Raw genomic sequence first — 17780 nt, forward strand, 5'->3', positions numbered from 1 at the left:
CGCAGGGAGCACGCATGCGCCTCTACCTCGCCTCCACCTCCCCTGCGCGCCTGGCGCTGCTGCGGTCCTCGGGCATCGAGCCGGTCGTCGTGCCCTCCGCCGTCGACGAGCCCGCCGCGGTCGCCCTCGCCGAGCAGGAGTCGGGCGCTCCGCTCGACGCCGACGCGACCGTCGCCCTGCTCGCGCGGGCGAAGGCCCGCGCCGTCCTCGGACCGGACGTCGACGGGCTGGTGCTGGGCGGCGACTCCGCCTTCGTGCTCGACGGAGTGGTGCACGGCAAGCCGCACGAGCCGGAGCGGGCGCGGGAGCGCTGGCGGGCCCAGCGCGGTCGCGAGGGGCGACTCCACTCCGGGCACTGGCTCATCGACCACCGCGGCGGGCGGGTGCGGGCCGAGATCGGAGCAGTCACTTCTGCGGCCGTGCACTTCGCCGCCGACATCGAGGACGACGAGATCGACGCCTACATCGCCACCGGGGAGCCGCTCGAGGTGGCCGGAGCGTTCACCATCGACGGGCGCGGTGCCGGGTTCATCTCGCGGATCGAGGGGGACCCGTCGACCGTCGTCGGGATGTCCGTGCCGACCCTCCGCTCGCTCGTGCGCGAGCTCGGTGTGCCGTGGACGGCTCTCTGGAACCGCTGACTCCGCAGGGGTTGTGAGGAACCGACGAAGCCCCCGCTCTTCTTTGTGGTGAGCCGCCACGGGCATCGCCGAGCGGGCCCCTAGGGTGGGGAACCATGTCGCGTATTACGAAGGTGCTCATCGCCAACCGAGGCGAGATCGCCGTCCGAGTCATCCGAGCCGCCCGCGACAGCGGTATCGCGTCCGTCGCCGTCTACGCCGACCAGGACCGCGACGCCCTGCACAGCCGCCTCGCCGACGAGTCGTACGCCCTCGGCGGCACGACGAGCGCCGAGACCTACCTCGTCATCGAGAAGCTCCTCTCGGTCGCCCGCCGCTCCGGCGCCGACGCGGTCCACCCCGGCTACGGCTTCCTCGCCGAGAACGCCGACTTCGCCCGTGCGGTCATCGACGCCGGGCTCGTCTGGATCGGCCCGAGCCCCGACGCCATCGAGCGCCTCGGCGACAAGGTGTCCGCGCGCCACGTGGCCGAGAAGGTCGGGGCGCCGCTGGCTCCCGGCACCCTGAACCCCGTCTCGGGCGCCGCCGAGGTGCTCGAGTTCGTCGACCAGCACGGACTGCCCGTCGCCATCAAGGCGGCGTTCGGAGGCGGCGGTCGCGGCCTCAAGGTCGCCCGCGAGCGCGACGAGGTCGAGGAGATGTTCGCCTCCGCCACCCGCGAGGCGGTCGCCGCCTTCGGCCGAGGCGAGTGCTTCGTCGAGAAGTACCTCGACCAGCCCCGCCACGTCGAGACGCAGTGCCTGGCCGACGCGCACGGCAACGTGGTCGTCGTCTCGACCCGCGACTGCTCGCTCCAGCGCCGGCACCAGAAGCTCGTCGAGGAGGCGCCCGCGCCCTTCCTCACGGACGAGCAGAACGCGGAGCTGTACCGCGCGTCCAAGGCGATCCTCCGCGAGGTCGGCTACCAGGCGCCGGCACCTGCGAGTTCCTCGTGGGCAAGGACGGCACCGTCTCGTTCCTCGAGGTGAACACGCGCCTGCAGGTGGAGCACCCCGTCTCGGAGGAGATCACCGGCATCGACCTCGTCCGCGAGCAGTTCCGCCTCGCCGAGGGCGGCGTCCTCGACTACGACGACCCGGCACCGCGCGGCCACTCGTTCGAGTTCCGCATCAACGGCGAGGACGCGGGGCGCGGCTTCCTGCCCGCCCCCGGCCCCGTGCACGTCTTCAAGGCGCCGGGCGGACCCGGCGTGCGCGTCGACTCCGGTGTGGTCGCGGGAGACGTGATCTCGGGGTCCTTCGACTCGCTGCTCGCCAAGCTCGTCGTCACCGGCAGCACCCGGGCCGAGGCGCTCGAGCGCTCGCGTCGCGCTCTCGAGGAGTTCGAGGTCACCGGCCTGCCGACCGTCCTCCCCTTCCACCGCGCGATCGTGCGCGATCCCGCCTTCGCCCCCGAGGGCGACGCGCCCTTCACGATCTACACGCGCTGGATCGAGACGGAGTTCGACAACACCATCGAGGCGTGGAGCGGGGAGCCGGGCGCGATCCCCGAGCCCGCCGCCCGTCAGAACGTGGTCGTCGAGGTCGACGGGCGCCGTGTCGAGGTCTCGCTGCCGAGCGAGTTCGCCCGCTCCGGACCGCCGCGCACCGCCACCGCGTCGGTGCCCAAGCGCCGCGGGTCGGGCTCGGTCAGCACCGTCACGGGCGACTCGGTCACGTCTCCGATGCAGGCGACCATCGTCAAGGTCGCGGTCGCCGAGGGCGACTCCGTCGTGGCGGGCGACCTCGTCGTGGTCCTCGAGGCCATGAAGATGGAGCAGCCGCTCACCGCGCACAAGGACGGCGTCGTGACCGGCCTGGCCGCCGAGGCCGGCACCACGGTCTCCGCGGGCCACGTCCTGCTCCAGATCGTCTGACGCGCGTCCGCCGCGGCGGGGCGGGTGACCGCTCCCGCGGGGCCGTGATCGCTCCCGCGCGTCCGTCGTCGGTGGATCTCGATACGCCCGCTCCGCGGGCTACTCGATCAGCAACGGCGGCGGGTCGGGCGCCCTCCGCCGAGATCGGTGGCGTCAGCCCCGGATCAGAGCCTCGGGCGACGGCCGGCCGCGACCGGCTGTCGTTCTGCATCGCTGACGACCGAACGTCGAGGCCCCTCCTCCGATCTGCTCACTGAGCATCCGATCCGGAACCACAAGCCGACAGCCACCGGATCGCCGAGCCCCCACGAGCGCGCGTCCGAGAATCGCGTGCCAGCGATTCGAGACAGCGCGACGCGACCCGCTCTGCGGAACGCACCATCCGGCCTGCCGACCGCGCTGAGCCGCGCAGGGAGCGGCTCAGAAGAGGTCACCGCACATCGTGAGCTAGCCTCATCGTGAGCGAGCTCACGATGAGGGCTAGCTCACGATGTGCATAGCGCGCGCCGCATCCGAGATCGAGCCGGTGAGGCTCGGGTAGACGGTGAAGGCGCGGGCGACCTGGTCGACGGTCAGGCGGTGCTCCACGGCGAGGGCGAGGGGGAAGATGAGCTCGCTCGCCTTCGGGGCGACGATGACTCCGCCGATGACGGTGCCGGAGCCGGTGCGCGCGAAGAGCTTCACGAAGCCGTCGCGGATGCCCATCATCTTGGCCCGCGGGTTGGCGGCGAGGGGCAGCTTGTAGATCTCTCCCTGGGCGATGCCCTCCTCGATCTCGCGCTGGCTCCAGCCGACGGTCGCGATCTCGGGCTGCGTGAAGATGTTCGCCGCGACGTTGCGCACCTCGGTGGGGTTCACCGCGTCGCCCATGGCGTGGAACACTCCGGTACGGCCCTGCATCGCGGCCACGGAGGCGAGCGGGAGGAACGTCGTGCAGTCGCCGGCGGCGTAGATCGAGGGGACGCTGGTGCGGGCGACGCGGTTCACGCGGATGTGGCCCGACTCCGTCAGCTGCACGCCCGCCTCCTCGAGGCCGATGCCCGCGGTGTTCGGCACGGAGCCGACGGCCATCAGGCAGTGGGAGCCCTCGACGACGCGGCCGTCGGACAGCACGGCCCGCACGCCCTTCTCGGTCCGCTCGACGCGGTCGGCGCGGGACTTGGACAGCACGGTCATGCCGTTGCGCTTGAAGACGTTCTCGATCACGGCGGCGGCGTCGGCGTCCTCGCCGGGCAGCACCTGGTCGCGCGAGGAGATGAGCGTGACCTTGGCGCCCAGGGCGCGGTAGGCGGAGGCGAACTCGGCGCCCGTCACTCCCGAGCCGACGACGATCAGGTGCTCGGGCACGGTCTTGAGGTTGTAGAGCTGGGTCCAGCTCATGATCCGCTCGCCGTCAGGCGCGGCGGACGGGAGCACGCGGGGGCTCGCCCCTACGGAGACGACGATGGTGTCGGCCTCGATGCGGTCGAAGTCCATGCCCTCCTCGCCGGGCGCGGTCGAGACGATCAGCGCGTTCGAGCCGTCGAGACGGCCGTCGCCCGAGACGATGCGCACGCCGTGGTGCACGAGGTTGGCGCGCATGTCCTCGGACTGCTGACGCGCGAGACCGAGCAGGCGCTTGTTGACGGTGGCGAGGTTCACCGCGACCTCGGGCCGGACCGGCTTGTTGGTCTGCTCGGAGCGGGTGAAGAACTGCACGCCGAGATCGGCGGCCTCTCCGATCGCGTTGGTCGCCTCCGCGGTCGCGATCAGCGACTTCGACGGGACGACGTCGGTGATGACGGCCGAGCCGCCCACTCCGACCCGCTCGACGAGCGTGACCTCGGCGCCCAGCTGCGCACCGGCGATGGCGGCTTCGTAGCCGCCCGGTCCCCCTCCGAGTACGGCGATCCTCTGCGTGCGCTCGAACTCGTAAGCCATGACCCCCATTGTCCTCCGCCGCTGGGAGTTCGCCCAATCGGCGCGTCGCCCGGCCGCGCCCGGTGGCCGCCCTCTTCTCCCCGCGCGCCGTGGATAGGGTGGGGGAATGGCCGACCAGACCCCGAATCCGCTCGATCCCGCCGACGCCGATCCCTTCGCGATCGCCCGAGAGGCGGCCGCTCAGATCGCCGAGGCGACGGGCGTCGAGAGACACGACATCGCCCTCACGCTCGGCAGCGGATGGGGCAAGGCCGCCGATCTGATCGGCGAGACGACCGCGACGGTCGACGCGACGCGCATCGTCGGCTTCTCGCGCCCGGCCGTGCACGGCCACGGCGGCACCCTGCGCTCCGTCCTGCTGCCGACGGGGAAGCGGGCGCTGATCATCGGGGCGCGCACCCACTACTACGAGGGCTACGGCGTGCGCCGCGTCGCGCACAGCGTGCGGACGGCGGCCGCCACCGGCGCGTCGGTGATGATCCTGACGAACGGCGCCGGAGGCATCAAGGAGCACTGGACGCCCGGCACGCCGGTGCTGATCAGCGACCACATCAACCTCACCGCCGACTCGCCGCTCGAGGGGGCGACGTTCGTCGACCTGACCGACCTCTACTCCAACCGTCTGCGCGCCCTCGCCCGCGAGACCCGCGCCGAGCTCGACGAGGGCGTGTACGTCCAGTTCCGCGGTCCGCACTACGAGACGCCTGCCGAGGTGCAGATGGCCCGCATCATCGGCGGGCACATCGTCGGCATGTCCACGGCTCTCGAGGCGATCGCCGCACGCGAGGCGGGCATGGAGGTGCTCGGCATGTCGCTGATCACCAACCTCGCCGCCGGGATCCAAAAGACGGCCCTCAGCCACGAGGAGGTGCTGGAGGCCGGCCGGAACGCCGAGGACGACCTCGCCCGCCTCCTCGCCGGCATCACAGGGACCCTGTGAGCGCCGCGATCCGTGCCCTCGCCGAGGACTGGCTGGCGCAGGACCCCGACCCCGAGACCCGCGAGGAGCTCGTGCGCCTGCTCGTCGCCGACGAGGCGGGCGACCCTGGCGCGACGGCCGAGCTCGAGGACCGCTTCGGCTCGCGCCTGGCGTTCGGCACCGCGGGGCTCCGCGGGGCGATCGCCGCGGGGTCGAACAGGATGAACCGGGTGCTGGTCTCGCAGGCCGCCGTCGGCCTCGCCGAGCACCTCCTCTCGCAGGGGATCCAGCGCCCCGTGGTCGTCATCGGCTACGACGGCCGGAAGAACTCGCGCGTCTTCGCCGAGGACTCCGCCGCTCTGATGGCCGGAGCGGGCGTCGACGCCGTGCTGCTCCCGCGGCTGCTCCCCACTCCCGTGCTGGCCTTCGCGGTGCGGCACCTCGGCGCCGACGCGGGCGTGATGGTCACGGCCAGCCACAATCCGCCGCAGGACAACGGCTACAAGGTGTACCTCGGCGGCGAGGACGAGGGCTCGCAGATCGTCCCGCCGGTCGACGCCGCGATCGCCGAGCGGATCCTCGACGTCGCGCGGACGCGCCGGGTCACCGACCTGCCCCGCGGGGAGCACCGCACGGCGGACGAGTCGGTGGTGACCGCCTACATCGACGCGACGGGCGCGGTCGGCCGGCAGAGCACTCCGCTGCGCGTCGTCTACACGGCGATGCACGGGGTGGGCTGGGAGACGGCGCACCGCGTGCTCTCAGCCGCCGACTTCGACGAGCCGCTCGTGGTGGTCGAGCAGATCGACCCCGATCCCGAGTTCCCGACGGTCGCGTTCCCGAATCCGGAGGAGGAGGGCGCGCTGGATCTCGCCTTCGCGACCGCCCGCACGGGGCGCGCCGATCTGATCGTGGCCAACGACCCCGACGCGACCGGTTCGCCGCGGCGATCCCGGACGAGAGCGTCGCGGAGAGGTTCCGCCGGCTCACCGGCAACGAGGTGGGCGCGCTGCTCGGCTGGCGGGCCGCGGAGCGCGCTCGCGCCGAGGGGCGCACGGGCGGAGCGCTCGCGTGCTCGATCGTCTCCTCCCCCGCGCTCGGAGCGGTGGCGACGGACTACGGACTGACGTTCGTCGAGACTCTCACCGGCTTCAAGTGGATCTCGCGGGTGCCGGATCTCGTCTTCGGGTACGAGGAGGCGCTGGGCTATCTCGTGAATCCCGGGACGGTGCGCGACAAGGACGGGATCTCAGCGGCTCTGGCGTTCCTCGACCTGGCGAGCGCCCTGGCGTCGGAGGGGCGGACCGTCGCCGACGAGCTGGACGCCTTCGCCGAGCGCTTCGGCCTCTTCGGCTCGGAGCAGATCTCGCTCCGGGTCACCGACCTGTCCGAGATCGGCCGGATCATGGCCGCGGTGCGCAGCGCCCCTCCGGCCTCGATCGGCGGACTGCCGGTGCAGCGGGTCGAGGATCTGCTCGAGGTCGAGGACGGCGTGCCTTCTACGGATGCGCTGCGCTTCACCCTCGACGGAGCGCGCCTGATCGTGCGCCCCAGCGGCACCGAGCCCAAGGTGAAGCTCTACCTCGACGCCTGGTCCTCGGACGCCGACCCCTCGTCCCGCCGTTCCGCCGTCGCCACCCGCCTCTCCTCTCTCCGCACCGGCGCCGAGTCCCTCCTCCGCTGACCCCCACCGCGAGCCGCCACTCGACCACCCTCCCCCGGACGGCTCGCCTAGAAGCGGCATCTCGCGGCACCCGTCCTTCCCACGACAGCCCGGTATCGATGGCGACAGGTCCTCGACGCTCGACCCTGGTCACGATCTCCGGATCGCCGCCCCGCAGGGAGCGCGCGATCCGGAATCGCGTGCCAAGCGATTCCGGACAGCGCGACGCGCCTCGCTCTACGGGACGCACCATCTCGCGAAGCCGACCGCGCTGAGCCGCACAAGGGGCGGCTCAGAAATCGGCACAGCCGACCGCGCTGAGCCGCACAGGGGGCGGCTCAGGAATCAGCACAGCGGATCAGCCGAGCGCGCGCTCGATCTTCGCCGTGATCTCGGCCTGGTCGAGGTAGTTGTCGATGATGACGACCTCGGCGAAAGTCCGGCCGATGCGGTCGACGAGCTCGCCGGAGGTGAGGATGACCTGCGCGTCGGCGGCGAGGGCGTCGACCGAGGCGATGTCGGAGGCGACGACCTCGGCTTCGAGGTCGAGGGCTTCGAGCGCGCGCTCGGCGCCGAGCTTGAGGATGGCGGAGGTGCCGATTCCGGCGCCGCAGAGGGTGACGATCTTCATGAGCTTCTTCCGTGGTGCGGGGTGGCGTCCGTGAGGACGGCGTTGACGCCGCCGACCGTCCGCGCTGCGGCGAGGGCGCCGATCGCGTCGGGGCGGCTGAGGACGTCGGCGAGACCGGCGACGAAGCCGACGTGACCGTGCGCCTGCGTGGCGGCGATGCCGATGACGACCGAGACGGGATCGTTGGTGCCGTGCCCGAAGGCGACGGGCTCGGCGAGGGTGACGACGGACAGTCCGTCGCTGTGGACGTCGTTGCCCGGGCGGGCGTGCGCCAGGGCGAGCCCCGGCGCGATGACGATGTAGGGACCGAGCACGTCGATCTGCTCCACCATGCGGCGCGAGTAGGCCGGGTCGACCGCCCCGCTGCGCTCGAGGGCGCGGCCGGCCTCGAGCACGGCCTCCCGCCAGTTCGCGGCGGGGTGCCGGAGCGCGATCGCGGTGTCGGTGAGAGCGTCGAGCGGCACGGTCAGGCCGCTTCGAAGCCGGCGCTGATCGTCTCGACGAGCTCCCGGCGCTCGTCGAGCGGGAGGAAGCTGGCCTCCGCCGCGGTGATCTGGAAGGCCTCGAAGTCGTCGAGGTCGTAGCCGAAGGCGTCCGAGAGCAGCGCCAGCTCGCGGCTGAGCGTCGTGCCGCTCATCAGGCGGTTGTCGGTGTTGACCGTGACGCGGAAGCCGAGCTGGTAGAGCAGATCGAACGGGTGGTCGACGAGCTCGCTGCCCCAGGCGGCGACCGCGCCCGTCTGCAGGTTGGACGAGGGGCTGAGCTCGAGCGCGATGCGCCTGTCCTTCACCCATTCGGCGAGCTCGCCGAGCGTGACGTAGCTCGCGTCGTCGTCCTGGCGCTCGATCGCGATGTCCTCGGCGAGCCGCACGCCGTGGCCCAGCCGCAGAGCCCGACCGTCGAGGAGGGCGGACCGGATGCTGTCGAGGCCGTCGGCCTCGCCCGCGTGGACCGTGGTCGGGAAGTGCGCCGCGGCGAGGAGCTCGAAGGCGGGGCGGTGCAGCGAGGCGGGGAATCCCGCCTCCGCGCCGGCGATGTCGAAACCGATCGCGCCGCGCTCGCGGTGGCGCAGGGCGAGCTCGGCGATCTCGAGGGAGCGCTCGGCGTGCCGCATCGCCGTGATCAGCTGACCGACGCTCAGCCGGGAGCCCTGCGCGGCGGCCTCCTGGACGCCCTGCTGGAGCCCCTCCTGCACGGCCTCGACGGCCGCGTCGAGTGAGAGGCCGGCGCGCAGGTGCTGCTCGGGCGCCCAGCGCACCTCGCCGTGCACGACTCCGTCGGCGGCGAGGTCGAGGACGAACTCGCGCGCCACCCGCTCGAGCGCAGGGGCGGTCTGCATGACCGCCACGGTCGTCTCGAAGGTGGCGATGTAGTCGGTGAGCGATCCGGAGTCGGCGGTCGTCCTGAACCAGCGCCCCAGCGCCTCGGGCTCGTCCGCGGGCACCGGCACTCCGGCCTCGGCCGCGAGCTCGAGGATCGTCGCGGGACGCAGACCCCCGTCGAGGTGGTCGTGCAGCGAGACCTTCGGCAGGTCGTCGATGAGGATGCCCTCGCCCGGGAGGAGGTACTCGTCGGTGGTGTCGGTCACGGTGCTCCTCGGGGTCGGGCGGCGGCTCGCGGACCACCCTACTGCCGGGGGCCGACGCGGCGACCGGACCGCCCCGCCGAGCCGGGAACGGGCGCCGCGCGCGCTGTGGAGGAGCCGCGTAGGGTGCGGGGATGAGCGGACGACGGATCATCCTGGACTGCGACCCCGGCCACGACGACGCCCTCGCGATCCTCCTGGCGCACGGCAGTCCCGAGATCGAGCTGGTCGCGATCACGACCGTCGCGGGCAACCAGTCACTGGAGAAGGTGACCGGGAACGCCCGCGCGGTGGCCGCGGTCGCCGGTCTCGTCGGCGTGCCGATCGCGGCGGGCATGCACCGGCCGCTCGTGCGCGAGGCGGAGCCCGCGCCGAGCATCCACGGTGAGAGCGGGATGGACGGGCCGTCCCTCCCGGCGGAGCGCCCGGCTCTGGATCCGCGCCACGCGGTCGATCTCATCATCGAGGAGGTCATGAGCTCGCCCGCGGGCTCGATCACCCTCGTCCCGACCGGTCCGCTGACGAACATCGCGATGGCGGTGCGACGCGAGCCCCGCCTCGTCGAGCGGGTGCGCGAGGTGGTCCTGATGGGCGGCGGCGTGCAGGGCGGCAACTGGACGGCGACCGCCGAGTTCAACATCCTCGCCGACCCCGAGGCGGCCCACATCGTCTTCGGCGCCGGATGGGCCGTGACGATGGTCGGCCTCGACGTCACGCACCGCGCGCTCGCGACCGAGGACGTCGTCGCCCGGTTCCGCGGCCTCGACTCCGATGCCGGCCGCTTCTGCGTCGGACTCCTCGACTTCTTCGCCGAGAGCTACCGGGAGGCGCAGGGTTTCGACGCTCCCCCAGTGCACGACCCGGTCGCGGTGGCCTACGTCATCGATCCGTCCATCCTCGAGGTGCGGCGGGCGCCGCTCACGGTGGAGCTGCGGGGCGAGCACACCGTGGGGATGACCGTCGCGGATCTGCGCTCGGCGCCCCCCGCCGACTGCCGGACGAGCGTCGCGACCGGGATCGAAACGGAGCGGTTCTGGGACCTCGTCCTCGACGCTGCCGGCCGCCTCTGACGCGTGAGCAGGACCGACCCGCTCAGGCGATGCGCTCAGCCACGAGCGGTCCGCCGTCGAGCACGGACTCGCCCTCGTCTGCGACGCGGTAGGCGCCCTCGAGCGCCGCGAGCGCGCGCTCGAAGCGGGCGGGCTCGTCGGCCGAGAGGGTGAAGAGCGGCTCGCCCGCGCGGACGGGGTCGCCCGGCTTCGCGTGCAGATCGATGCCGGCCGCGTGCTGCACGGCGTCCTGTTGCCGCGCCCGCCCCGCTCCCAGGCGCCAGGCGGCGATCCCGAACGGCAGGGCGCGCTGCTCGACGAGGACGCCGTCGCGCTCGGCGCGGACCACGTGCGTCTCGCGGGCGACGGGCAGTTCGGCGGTCGGATCGCCGCCCTGCGCGCGGATCACCGCGTTCCACGTGTCCATCGCCGCTCCTCCGTCCAGCGCCCCCTCGACGTCGGCGTCGGGCAGCCCCGCGAGCTCGAGCATCTCGCGGGCCAGGGCGAGGGTCAGCTCGCGCACGTCGGCCGGACCGCCGCCGGCGAGGACCTCGACCGACTCCCGCACCTCGTTGGCGTTGCCGATCGCGAGACCGAGCGGGACGTTCATGTTCGTGAGCAGCGCCGTCGTGCGGACGCCCGCGTCGTTGCCGAGGTCGACCATGGCGCGGGCCAGCTCGCGCGAGCGCTCGATGTCGATCATGAAGGCACCCGAGCCGAACTTGACGTCCAGGACCAGCGCGTCCGTCCCCTCCGCGATCTTCTTCGACATGATCGAGGACGCGATCAGCGGGATCGCCTCGACGGTGCCGGTGATGTCGCGCAGGGCGTAGAGCTTCTTGTCGGCGGGAGCGAGCCCGGAGCCTGCCGCGCAGATCACTCCGCCGACCGTGCGCAGCTGCTCGAACATCTCGTCGTTGCCGAGCTCGGCGCGCCAGCCCGGGATCGCCTCGAGCTTGTCGAGGGTGCCGCCGGTGTGACCGAGGCCCCGACCCGAGAGCTGCGGCACGGCGACGCCGAACGAGGCCACGAGAGGCATCAGCGGCAGGGTGATCTTGTCGCCCACGCCTCCCGTCGAGTGCTTGTCCACGGTCCGCTTGCCGAGCCCGTCGAAGCTCATCCGCTCGCCGCTCGCGATCATGGCCAGCGTCAGATCGCGGATCTCGTCCCGCTCCATGCCGTTCAGGAGCACGGCCATGGCGAAGGCCGCCATCTGCTCGTCGGCGACGTAACCGCGGGTGTACGCGTCGATCAGCCAGTCGATCTGCGCGGTCGACAGGGTGCCCCTGTCGCGCTTGGTGCGGATGATGTCGACGGCGTCGAAGGCCTCGACGGGAGTGGAGCCGGTCATTGCTGTCCTCGGATCGTGTGCGGAGCGGGCGGAGCGGGCGGGGAGGCGGCGGGCCGCTACTCCCCCGCGTACGCCTGGAGGGTGCGGGGGCCGAACGCGTCGGGGATGACCTCGTCGATCGTCCGCAGCCCCGAGACGGTCTCGAGGACCATCCCGTCGGCCGAGTGCTCGAAGAGGAGCTGACGGCAGCGCCCGCAGGGCATCAGGGTCGCCCCGTTGCCGTCCACGCAGGTGAAGGCGACGAGCCTGCCGCCACCGGTCATGTGCAGGGAGGAGACGAGCGCGCACTCGGCGCAGAGCCCGATGCCGTACGAGGCGTTCTCGACGTTGCAGCCCGCGATGATGCGGCCGTCGTCGACCAGCGCCGCGGCGCCCACCGGGAACTGCGAGTAGGGGGCGTAGGCGCGGCGCATGGCGTCGTTGGCGGCGGCGCGCAGCGCCTCCCAGTCGATGTCGGTCACGGGACCCCTCTCAGGACTTCAGGTACGGCTTGCCGGCGGCCGCCGGTCCGCGGGACTGCCCGACCAGGCCGGCGACCGCGAAGATCGTCACCAGGTACGGCAGCATCAGCATGAACTCGCTCGGCACCGGCGAGCCGATGACGCCGAGGACGTTCTGCAGGTTGGTCGCGAACCCGAACAGCAGCGACGCGAGGGTCGCCTTGATCGGGTCCCAGCGGCCGAAGATGACCGCGGCGAGGGCGATGAAGCCGGCTCCTGCAGTCATCTCCTTGCCGAACGATCCGACGGCGTCGAGCGTGTAGTAGGCGCCGCCGATGCCGGCGATGGCGCCGGCGAGCGACACGTTCCAGAAGCGGGTGCGCGCCACGTCGATGCCGACGGTGTCGGCGGCCTGCGGGTGCTCGCCCACGGCGCGCAGGCGGAGGCCCCACTTCGTCTTGAAGAGGCCCCACCACACCGCGAAGATCGCGATGTACATGAGGTACACGATGATCGACTGCTTGAACAGCACGGCGCCGATCACCGGGATCTGGCTGAGCACGGGGATCGGCAGGGTCTCGAACTGCACCGGCGAGTTGAAGGCGGGCGAGTCCGACGTGAGCACCTGCGAGTAGAGGAAGCTCGTCAACCCGGTCACGAGGACGTTCAGGACGACGCCGACGATCACCTGGTCGACCACGTACTTGATCGCGAACGCGGCGAGCACGAACGACACGAGCACGCTCGCCAGCATCGCCGCGACGAGGCCCAGGACCGGCTGGCGGGTGATCGAGGCGACGACCGCCGCGGTGAAGGCGCCCGCGAGCAGCTGCCCCTCGATCGCGACGTTGACGACTCCGACCCGCTCCGAGATCACGCCGCCCAGCGAGCCGAAGATCAGCGGAGTGGCGAGGCCGACGGTGCCGAGCAGCAGTCCCGAGACGGGCAGCGTCGCGCCCGCGGAGGCCCAGACGAGGAATCCGATCAGGAACACGAGGGCGAACACCGTCGAGAACCAGAGCGGGATGCGCCGCGCCGCCCGCGTCATCAGGGCGGCCAGCACGGTCAGCAGGACGGTGACGACGGCGACGACCACTCCGGTCGCCCTGGTGGGGAAGGGCAGATCGGGAAGGGCGAAGAAGTCCCCGCCGGCCGCGAGGCGGAACGAGCTGGTGCCGTCGCGACCCAGCGCGACGAACAGCACGATCGAGAGCAGCGCGAACACGCCGAACGCGATCGGCGCCTTCCAGCTGCGGACGGCGATGCGGGAGCCGCCCGCGGGGGCGGCGGTGGCGAGGGCGCTCATGCGGAGACCTCCGAGGCTCGGCGCGCGCGGCGTCTCGGGGCGGCGCCGGGAGCGGGCAGGCGGAAGATCGCGCGCACCAGGGGCGGAGCGGCGATGAAGAGGACGATCAGCGACTGCACGACGAGGACGACGTCGATCGGCACGCCCTGAGCGGCCTGCATGGAGTAGCCGCCCGCCTTGAACGCGCCGAAGAGGATGCCCGCGAAGAACACGCCCCACGGCCGCGAGCGTCCGAGCAGGGCGACGGTGATCGCGTCGAACCCGATGCCGGCGTCGATCCCCGAGGTGAAGCCGGTCGTGACCGTGCCCATCACCTGCGCGCTGCCCGCGAGGCCGAGGAGTCCGCCGGAGAGGAGCATCGCGTACACGTAGCTGTTCTTGACGTCGATCCCGGCCACCCGTGCCGCGTGCGGGTTCTCGCCCACCGCGCGGAACTTGAAGCCGATGCTCGAGCGGTTCAGGAGCCACCAAACGAAGACGGTCGCGAGGATCGCGAAGACGAAGCCCAGGGTGAGCGAGTAGCTCGGACCGAGCAGCGACGGGAAGACCGCCGTCTCCTTCATCGCAGGCGTCTTCGGGTTGTTCGAGCCGGGCGCTGCAGCGCGCCGGGGGTGCGGAGCAGGTACGAGACCAGGTAGAAGGCGACGTAGTTGAGCATGATCGTGAGGATCACCTCGTGCGCCCCGGTGCGCGCCTTGAGCACGCCGACCAGCCCGCCCCAGAGTGCGCCGCCCAAGATCCCGGCGGCCAGCGCGACGATCAGGTGGACGCCCCACGGCAGGTCGAACGAGAAGCCGACCCAGCCCGCGCAGGCCGCCGCGATCAGCATCTGACCGCGGCCGCCGATGTTGAACAGTCCGACGCGGAACGCGAGCGCGACGCCCAGACCGCCCGCGATCAGCGGAGTCGCGAAGGCGAGGGTGTCGGTCAGCGGTTTGATGCCGTTCGCGAAGCCCTCGCGGCGGAAGTTGTAGACGGATCCCTGGAAGAGCGACGAGTAGGCGCCGGCGACCGACTGCCAGATCGCCTGAAGGGTGTCGACGGGGCGGGCGAAGAAGTAGCCGGACGCCTCCTGGACGTCGGGGTCCGTCACCGCGATCAGCACGCCGCCCGCGATCAGCGAGAGCAGCACGGCGAGCACCGACATCAGGGCGGTGCCCGAGAGGATCTCGCGGAGCACGCGGGACGCGCCGCTCTCGGCGGCGCCGGGACGCGCCTCCTGACCCGGCTTCTGGCCGGGCTCGAGGCCGGCGGACTTCTCGGTCTCCGCGTCGGGGTCGACCGCGGGCAGTTGCGCGTCGCTCACGCCGCCGCTCCCTTCTCGGCGGGCGACTGCCCGGCCATCATGAGCCCCAGCACGTCGCGGGGGGTGTCGGCGGGCACGATGCCGATGATGCCGCCCTTGTACATGACCGCGATGCGGTCGGCCAGGGCGGCCACCTCGTCGAGCTCGGTCGAGACGACGATCACCGGCACGCCGGTGTCGCGCGTCTCGACGATGCGCTTGTGGACGAACTCGATCGAGCCGACGTCGATGCCGCGGGTGGGCTGGGCGGCGATGAACAGCCTCAGCTCCCGGCTCAGCTCGCGCGCCAGGACGACCTTCTGCTGGTTGCCGCCGGAGAGCCGGCCGACGTGCGTGCCGATGCCCTGCGCCCGGACGTCGAACTCGCGCACGCGCTCCTCGGCGAAGCGGTCCAGCTCCTTCAACCGCAGGGTGAGGCCCTTCACGAAAGGCCCTCCGTCGCTGCGGTCGAGCATGAGGTTCTCGGCGATGGTGAACTCGGCCACCAGGCCGTCCTCGGTCCGGTCCTCGGGCACGAAGCCGACCCCGGAGTCGAGGACCCGGCGCACCGAGAGCCCGTCGAGCCGCTTGCCGTCGAGCGTCACCGTGCCCTCGACCCGCTCCTGCAGGCCCATGATCGCCTCGGTCAGCTCGGTCTGCCCGTTGCCCTGCACACCGGCGATCGCCAGGATCTCGCCGCGGCGGACCTCGAAGGAGACGTCGTCGACGACGGCCTGCCCGTTCGCGTCGCGGACGGTGAGTCCGCTGACGACCAGGGCCTCGTCGCCCGCGCGCGCCTGCTCCTTCCGCACCGTCAGCTCGACGGCGCGCCCCACCATCAGCGACGCCAGCTCGGCGTTGCTCGCCGTCGGCGACGCCTCGCCGACGACCTTGCCGAGGCGGATGACCGTGATGCGGTCGCCGACCTCGCGCACCTCGCGCAGCTTGTGGGTGATGAAGACGATGGCGGTACCGGCCGCGCGCAGCTGGCGCATGATCGCGATCAGCTCGTCGGTCTCCTGCGGGGTGAGCACCGCCGTGGGCTCGTCGAACACGAGGACGCGGGCGTCGCGCGAGAGCGCCTTGATGATCTCGACCCTCTGCTGGACGCCGACCGGCAGATCCTCGACGATCGCGTCCGGATCGACGTCGAATCCGAAGCGGTCCGAGATCTCGCGCACCCGGGCCCGCGCTGCGGCGAGGTCGAGGCGGCCGCCCGACTTCGTCTGCTCGTGACCGAGCATCACGTTCTCGGCGACCGAGAAGACCGGCACGAGCATGAAGTGCTGGTGCACCATGCCGATGCCCGCCTTCATGGCGTCGCCGGGCCCCGAGAAGTGCTGGACGGCGTCGTCGAGCAGGATCTCGCCCTCCTCGGCCTGGTAGAGGCCGTAGAGCACGTTCATCAGAGTCGACTTGCCCGCGCCGTTCTCGCCCAGGAGGCAGTGGATCTCACCGGGTTCGACCGTGAGATCGATGTGGTCGTTGGCCACGAGAGCGCCGAAGCGCTTCGTGATGCCCCGCAGTTCGAGCTTCATGGAACCAATCTAACTTTCGGTCGGGCTCCCGACATCGACGGGGCTCGAGGACGAACGGCGACAGGGAGGGGACGTTCCGCGCCGACGCAGCGCGGTGCGACGACGCGGACCGGCGGCGGCAGAAAAAAGAGGCCGGCCGGCTCCGGGATCACCCGGGGCCGGCCGGCCTCTTCGCGCCGACTAGGAGGCGGCGGGAGCCGACGGCGACTCGACGGTGATCGACCCGTCGATGATGCCCTCGGTGATCGCGTCCAGCTCGCCCTGGAGGTCGGGCGAGACCTTCGACTCGAAGTCGTGGAACGGGGCGATGCCCACTCCGTCGTTCTCGAGCGTGCCCACGTACGGCGTGGCGTCGAACTCGCCGGCACCGGCGGAGGCGGTCACATCGGACGTGCCCTCCTTGATGCCCTTGAGGATCGAGGTCAGGTACAGGTCCGACCCGTCCGGGTAGGTCTCGTACAGGTCGGCGTCGACGCCGACCATGGCGATCTCCTTGCCGGAGTCGCGGATCGCCTCGATGGCCGACTGGAAGATCGGGCCGCCCACGGGGAGGATGACGTCGGCGTTCTGGTCGATCAGCGACTGCGCCGCCGACTTCGCCTCGACGCCCGCTGCGAACCCGCCGGTGAAGGAGCCGTTCTGCGACGCGACGTCCCAGCCGACGACCTTCACGTCGGTGCCCTTCTGCTCGTTGTAGTAGGCGACGCCGTCCGCGTACCCGTCCATGAAGATGGTGACGGTCGGGTACGGCTGGCCGCCGAAGGTGCCCACGACGCCGGTCTTGGAGTACGACGCCGCCGCGTAGCCCGCGAGGAACGCGGACTGCGAGGTGTCGAACGTGATCGGCTTGACGTTCTCGAGGTCGATCGAGGCGTCGTCGATGATCGCGAAGTCGATGTCGGTGTTCGCCTCGGCCGCGGCCTTGGTCGCATCGGCGAGCGCGAAGCCGACCGTGATGATCAGGTTGCAGCCCTGATCGACGAGGCTCGTGAGATTCGGGGCGTAGTCCGTCTCGGACTCGGAGGTCACGTCGACCGGCTCGACACCCAGCTCCTCCGACGCCTCGACGAGACCGGTGTAGCCGAGCTCGTTGAAGGACTTGTCGTCGAAGCCTCCCGCGTCCGAGACCATGCAGGGCAGGAAGTCGCTCGTCGCGGCGGCGCCCGAGTCGCCCTCCTCGGGAGCAGAGGCGCAACCGGCGAGAAGCGCGGTGACGCCCAGAGCAGCGAGACCGCCGAACGCGGCCTTACGCGTGGTGATAGTCAAGAGATTCGTCCTCCAGGATTCGGCCCGAGCGTCGTGCGCAGCAGGGCGTCGATCCGTTCACGTTACCCAATGTGACGATTCACTCAGGGCCCCCGAGGGGCACGGGGGCGAAGTCGTTACACAGTGTTGATTTTGTGGAGGAGGCGCGAGCGCCTCCTCCACCGCGGTCGGCGTGCTGAGGTGGTGCGTTTCCGAGAGCGGGGCGCGTCGGGCTGGCGGACATCGCTGGCACGCGATCTCCGCTCGCGGCCCTCCACCTTTCGCTCGAGGTTCCGAGTTGCTCGGAGCGACTGCGCGCTGCGCGCGGGCGAGTGCGGACAGCAGGAGGGCT

The 17780-nt window shown here is 71.6% G+C and carries 13 protein-coding genes and 3 pseudogenes; 6 read left to right on the forward strand and 10 right to left on the reverse strand.

From position 1 onward, the window contains the following. Positions 1–14 precede the first annotated feature (14 nt). The 3 genes and pseudogenes from B0T42_RS04615 (at position 15) to B0T42_RS22595 (ending at position 2496) form a co-directional block, all read left to right on the forward strand. Positions 15–641 (forward strand): Maf family protein, encoded by a 627-nt coding sequence (locus B0T42_RS04615; RefSeq protein ID WP_077222124.1) that lies wholly within the window; start codon positions 15–17, stop codon positions 639–641. 95 nt (positions 642–736) lie between these two features. Continuing rightward, a pseudogene (locus B0T42_RS22590) lies at positions 737–1647 on the forward strand (acetyl-CoA carboxylase biotin carboxylase subunit); the annotation flags it as partial. Between the two features lie 150 nt (positions 1648–1797). Beyond that, on the forward strand, positions 1798–2496 hold the full coding sequence (locus B0T42_RS22595) for an acyl-CoA carboxylase biotin carboxyl carrier protein subunit (RefSeq protein ID WP_446737354.1): 699 nt from the start codon (positions 1798–1800) through the stop codon (positions 2494–2496). Between the two features lie 480 nt (positions 2497–2976). On the opposite strand, the gene B0T42_RS04625 is transcribed toward B0T42_RS22595, so the two are convergent. Then, positions 2977–4416, reverse strand: coding sequence for an NAD(P)H-quinone dehydrogenase (locus tag B0T42_RS04625; protein WP_055788056.1), 1440 nt, complete (start codon positions 4414–4416; stop codon positions 2977–2979). Positions 4417–4522: 106 nt separating this feature from the next. On the opposite strand from B0T42_RS04625, the gene B0T42_RS04630 reads away from it, so the two are divergent. Together B0T42_RS04630 and B0T42_RS04635 are read left to right on the forward strand one after the other, a co-directional pair. Further along, the gene (locus tag B0T42_RS04630; RefSeq protein WP_077222125.1) at positions 4523–5356 is read left to right on the forward strand and encodes a purine-nucleoside phosphorylase; all 834 of its coding nucleotides are present in this window, start codon (positions 4523–4525) and stop codon (positions 5354–5356) included. Continuing rightward, positions 5353–7019: pseudogene (locus B0T42_RS04635) on the forward strand (phospho-sugar mutase). Before B0T42_RS04630 ends, B0T42_RS04635 begins: the two are co-directional and overlap by 4 nt. Before the next feature lie 337 nt (positions 7020–7356). Here B0T42_RS04635 and B0T42_RS04640 read toward each other — a convergent pair. Genes B0T42_RS04640 through B0T42_RS04650 form a run of 3 tightly spaced genes read right to left on the reverse strand, consistent with a single transcriptional unit; the run spans position 7357 to position 9217 of the window. Next, positions 7357–7629 (reverse strand): PTS sugar transporter subunit IIB, encoded by a 273-nt coding sequence (locus B0T42_RS04640; RefSeq protein ID WP_055788046.1) that lies wholly within the window; start codon positions 7627–7629, stop codon positions 7357–7359. Further along, positions 7626–8093: a PTS sugar transporter subunit IIA gene (locus tag B0T42_RS04645; RefSeq protein ID WP_077222126.1), complete on the reverse strand. Its 468-nt coding sequence runs from the start codon at positions 8091–8093 to the stop codon at positions 7626–7628. Before B0T42_RS04645 ends, B0T42_RS04640 begins: the two co-directional genes overlap by 4 nt. 2 nt (positions 8094–8095) lie before the next feature. Next, positions 8096–9217, reverse strand: coding sequence for an adenosine deaminase (locus tag B0T42_RS04650; protein WP_077222127.1), 1122 nt, complete (start codon positions 9215–9217; stop codon positions 8096–8098). Between the two features lie 131 nt (positions 9218–9348). Between B0T42_RS04650 and uriH the strand changes: the two genes are divergently transcribed. Beyond that, positions 9349–10284: a uridine-preferring nucleoside hydrolase UriH gene (gene uriH, locus B0T42_RS04655; RefSeq protein ID WP_077222128.1), complete on the forward strand. Its 936-nt coding sequence runs from the start codon at positions 9349–9351 to the stop codon at positions 10282–10284. A gap of 22 nt (positions 10285–10306) precedes the next feature. Here uriH and B0T42_RS04660 read toward each other — a convergent pair whose 3' ends face one another. The 6 genes and pseudogenes from B0T42_RS04660 to B0T42_RS04685 form a co-directional block, all read right to left on the reverse strand. Next, positions 10307–11614, reverse strand: a complete 1308-nt coding sequence (locus B0T42_RS04660; protein WP_077222129.1) for a thymidine phosphorylase — start codon at positions 11612–11614, stop codon at positions 10307–10309. A 56-nt stretch (positions 11615–11670) separates the two neighbouring features. Beyond that, positions 11671–12075 carry a cytidine deaminase gene (locus tag B0T42_RS04665; protein WP_077222130.1) on the reverse strand — a complete coding sequence of 135 codons (405 nt, stop codon included), beginning with the start codon at positions 12073–12075 and terminating at the stop codon, positions 11671–11673. A gap of 10 nt (positions 12076–12085) precedes the next feature. After that, the gene (locus B0T42_RS04670) at positions 12086–13360 is read right to left on the reverse strand and encodes an ABC transporter permease (protein ID WP_077222131.1); all 1275 of its coding nucleotides are present in this window, start codon (positions 13358–13360) and stop codon (positions 12086–12088) included. Further along, positions 13357–14651 (reverse strand): annotated as a pseudogene (locus B0T42_RS04675) (ABC transporter permease). Before B0T42_RS04675 ends, B0T42_RS04670 begins: the two are co-directional and overlap by 4 nt. Positions 14652–14662: 11 nt before the next feature. Further along, the gene (locus tag B0T42_RS04680; RefSeq protein WP_055788019.1) at positions 14663–16183 is read right to left on the reverse strand and encodes an ABC transporter ATP-binding protein; all 1521 of its coding nucleotides are present in this window, start codon (positions 16181–16183) and stop codon (positions 14663–14665) included. Positions 16184–16363: 180 nt separating this feature from the next. After that, positions 16364–17449: a BMP family lipoprotein gene (locus B0T42_RS04685; protein ID WP_055788016.1), complete on the reverse strand. Its 1086-nt coding sequence runs from the start codon at positions 17447–17449 to the stop codon at positions 16364–16366. Positions 17450–17780: the final 331 nt, after the last annotated feature.

It is taken from the genome of Rathayibacter rhapontici (assembly GCF_001995175.1).
Taxonomy (GTDB): Bacteria; Actinomycetota; Actinomycetes; order Actinomycetales; family Microbacteriaceae; genus Rathayibacter.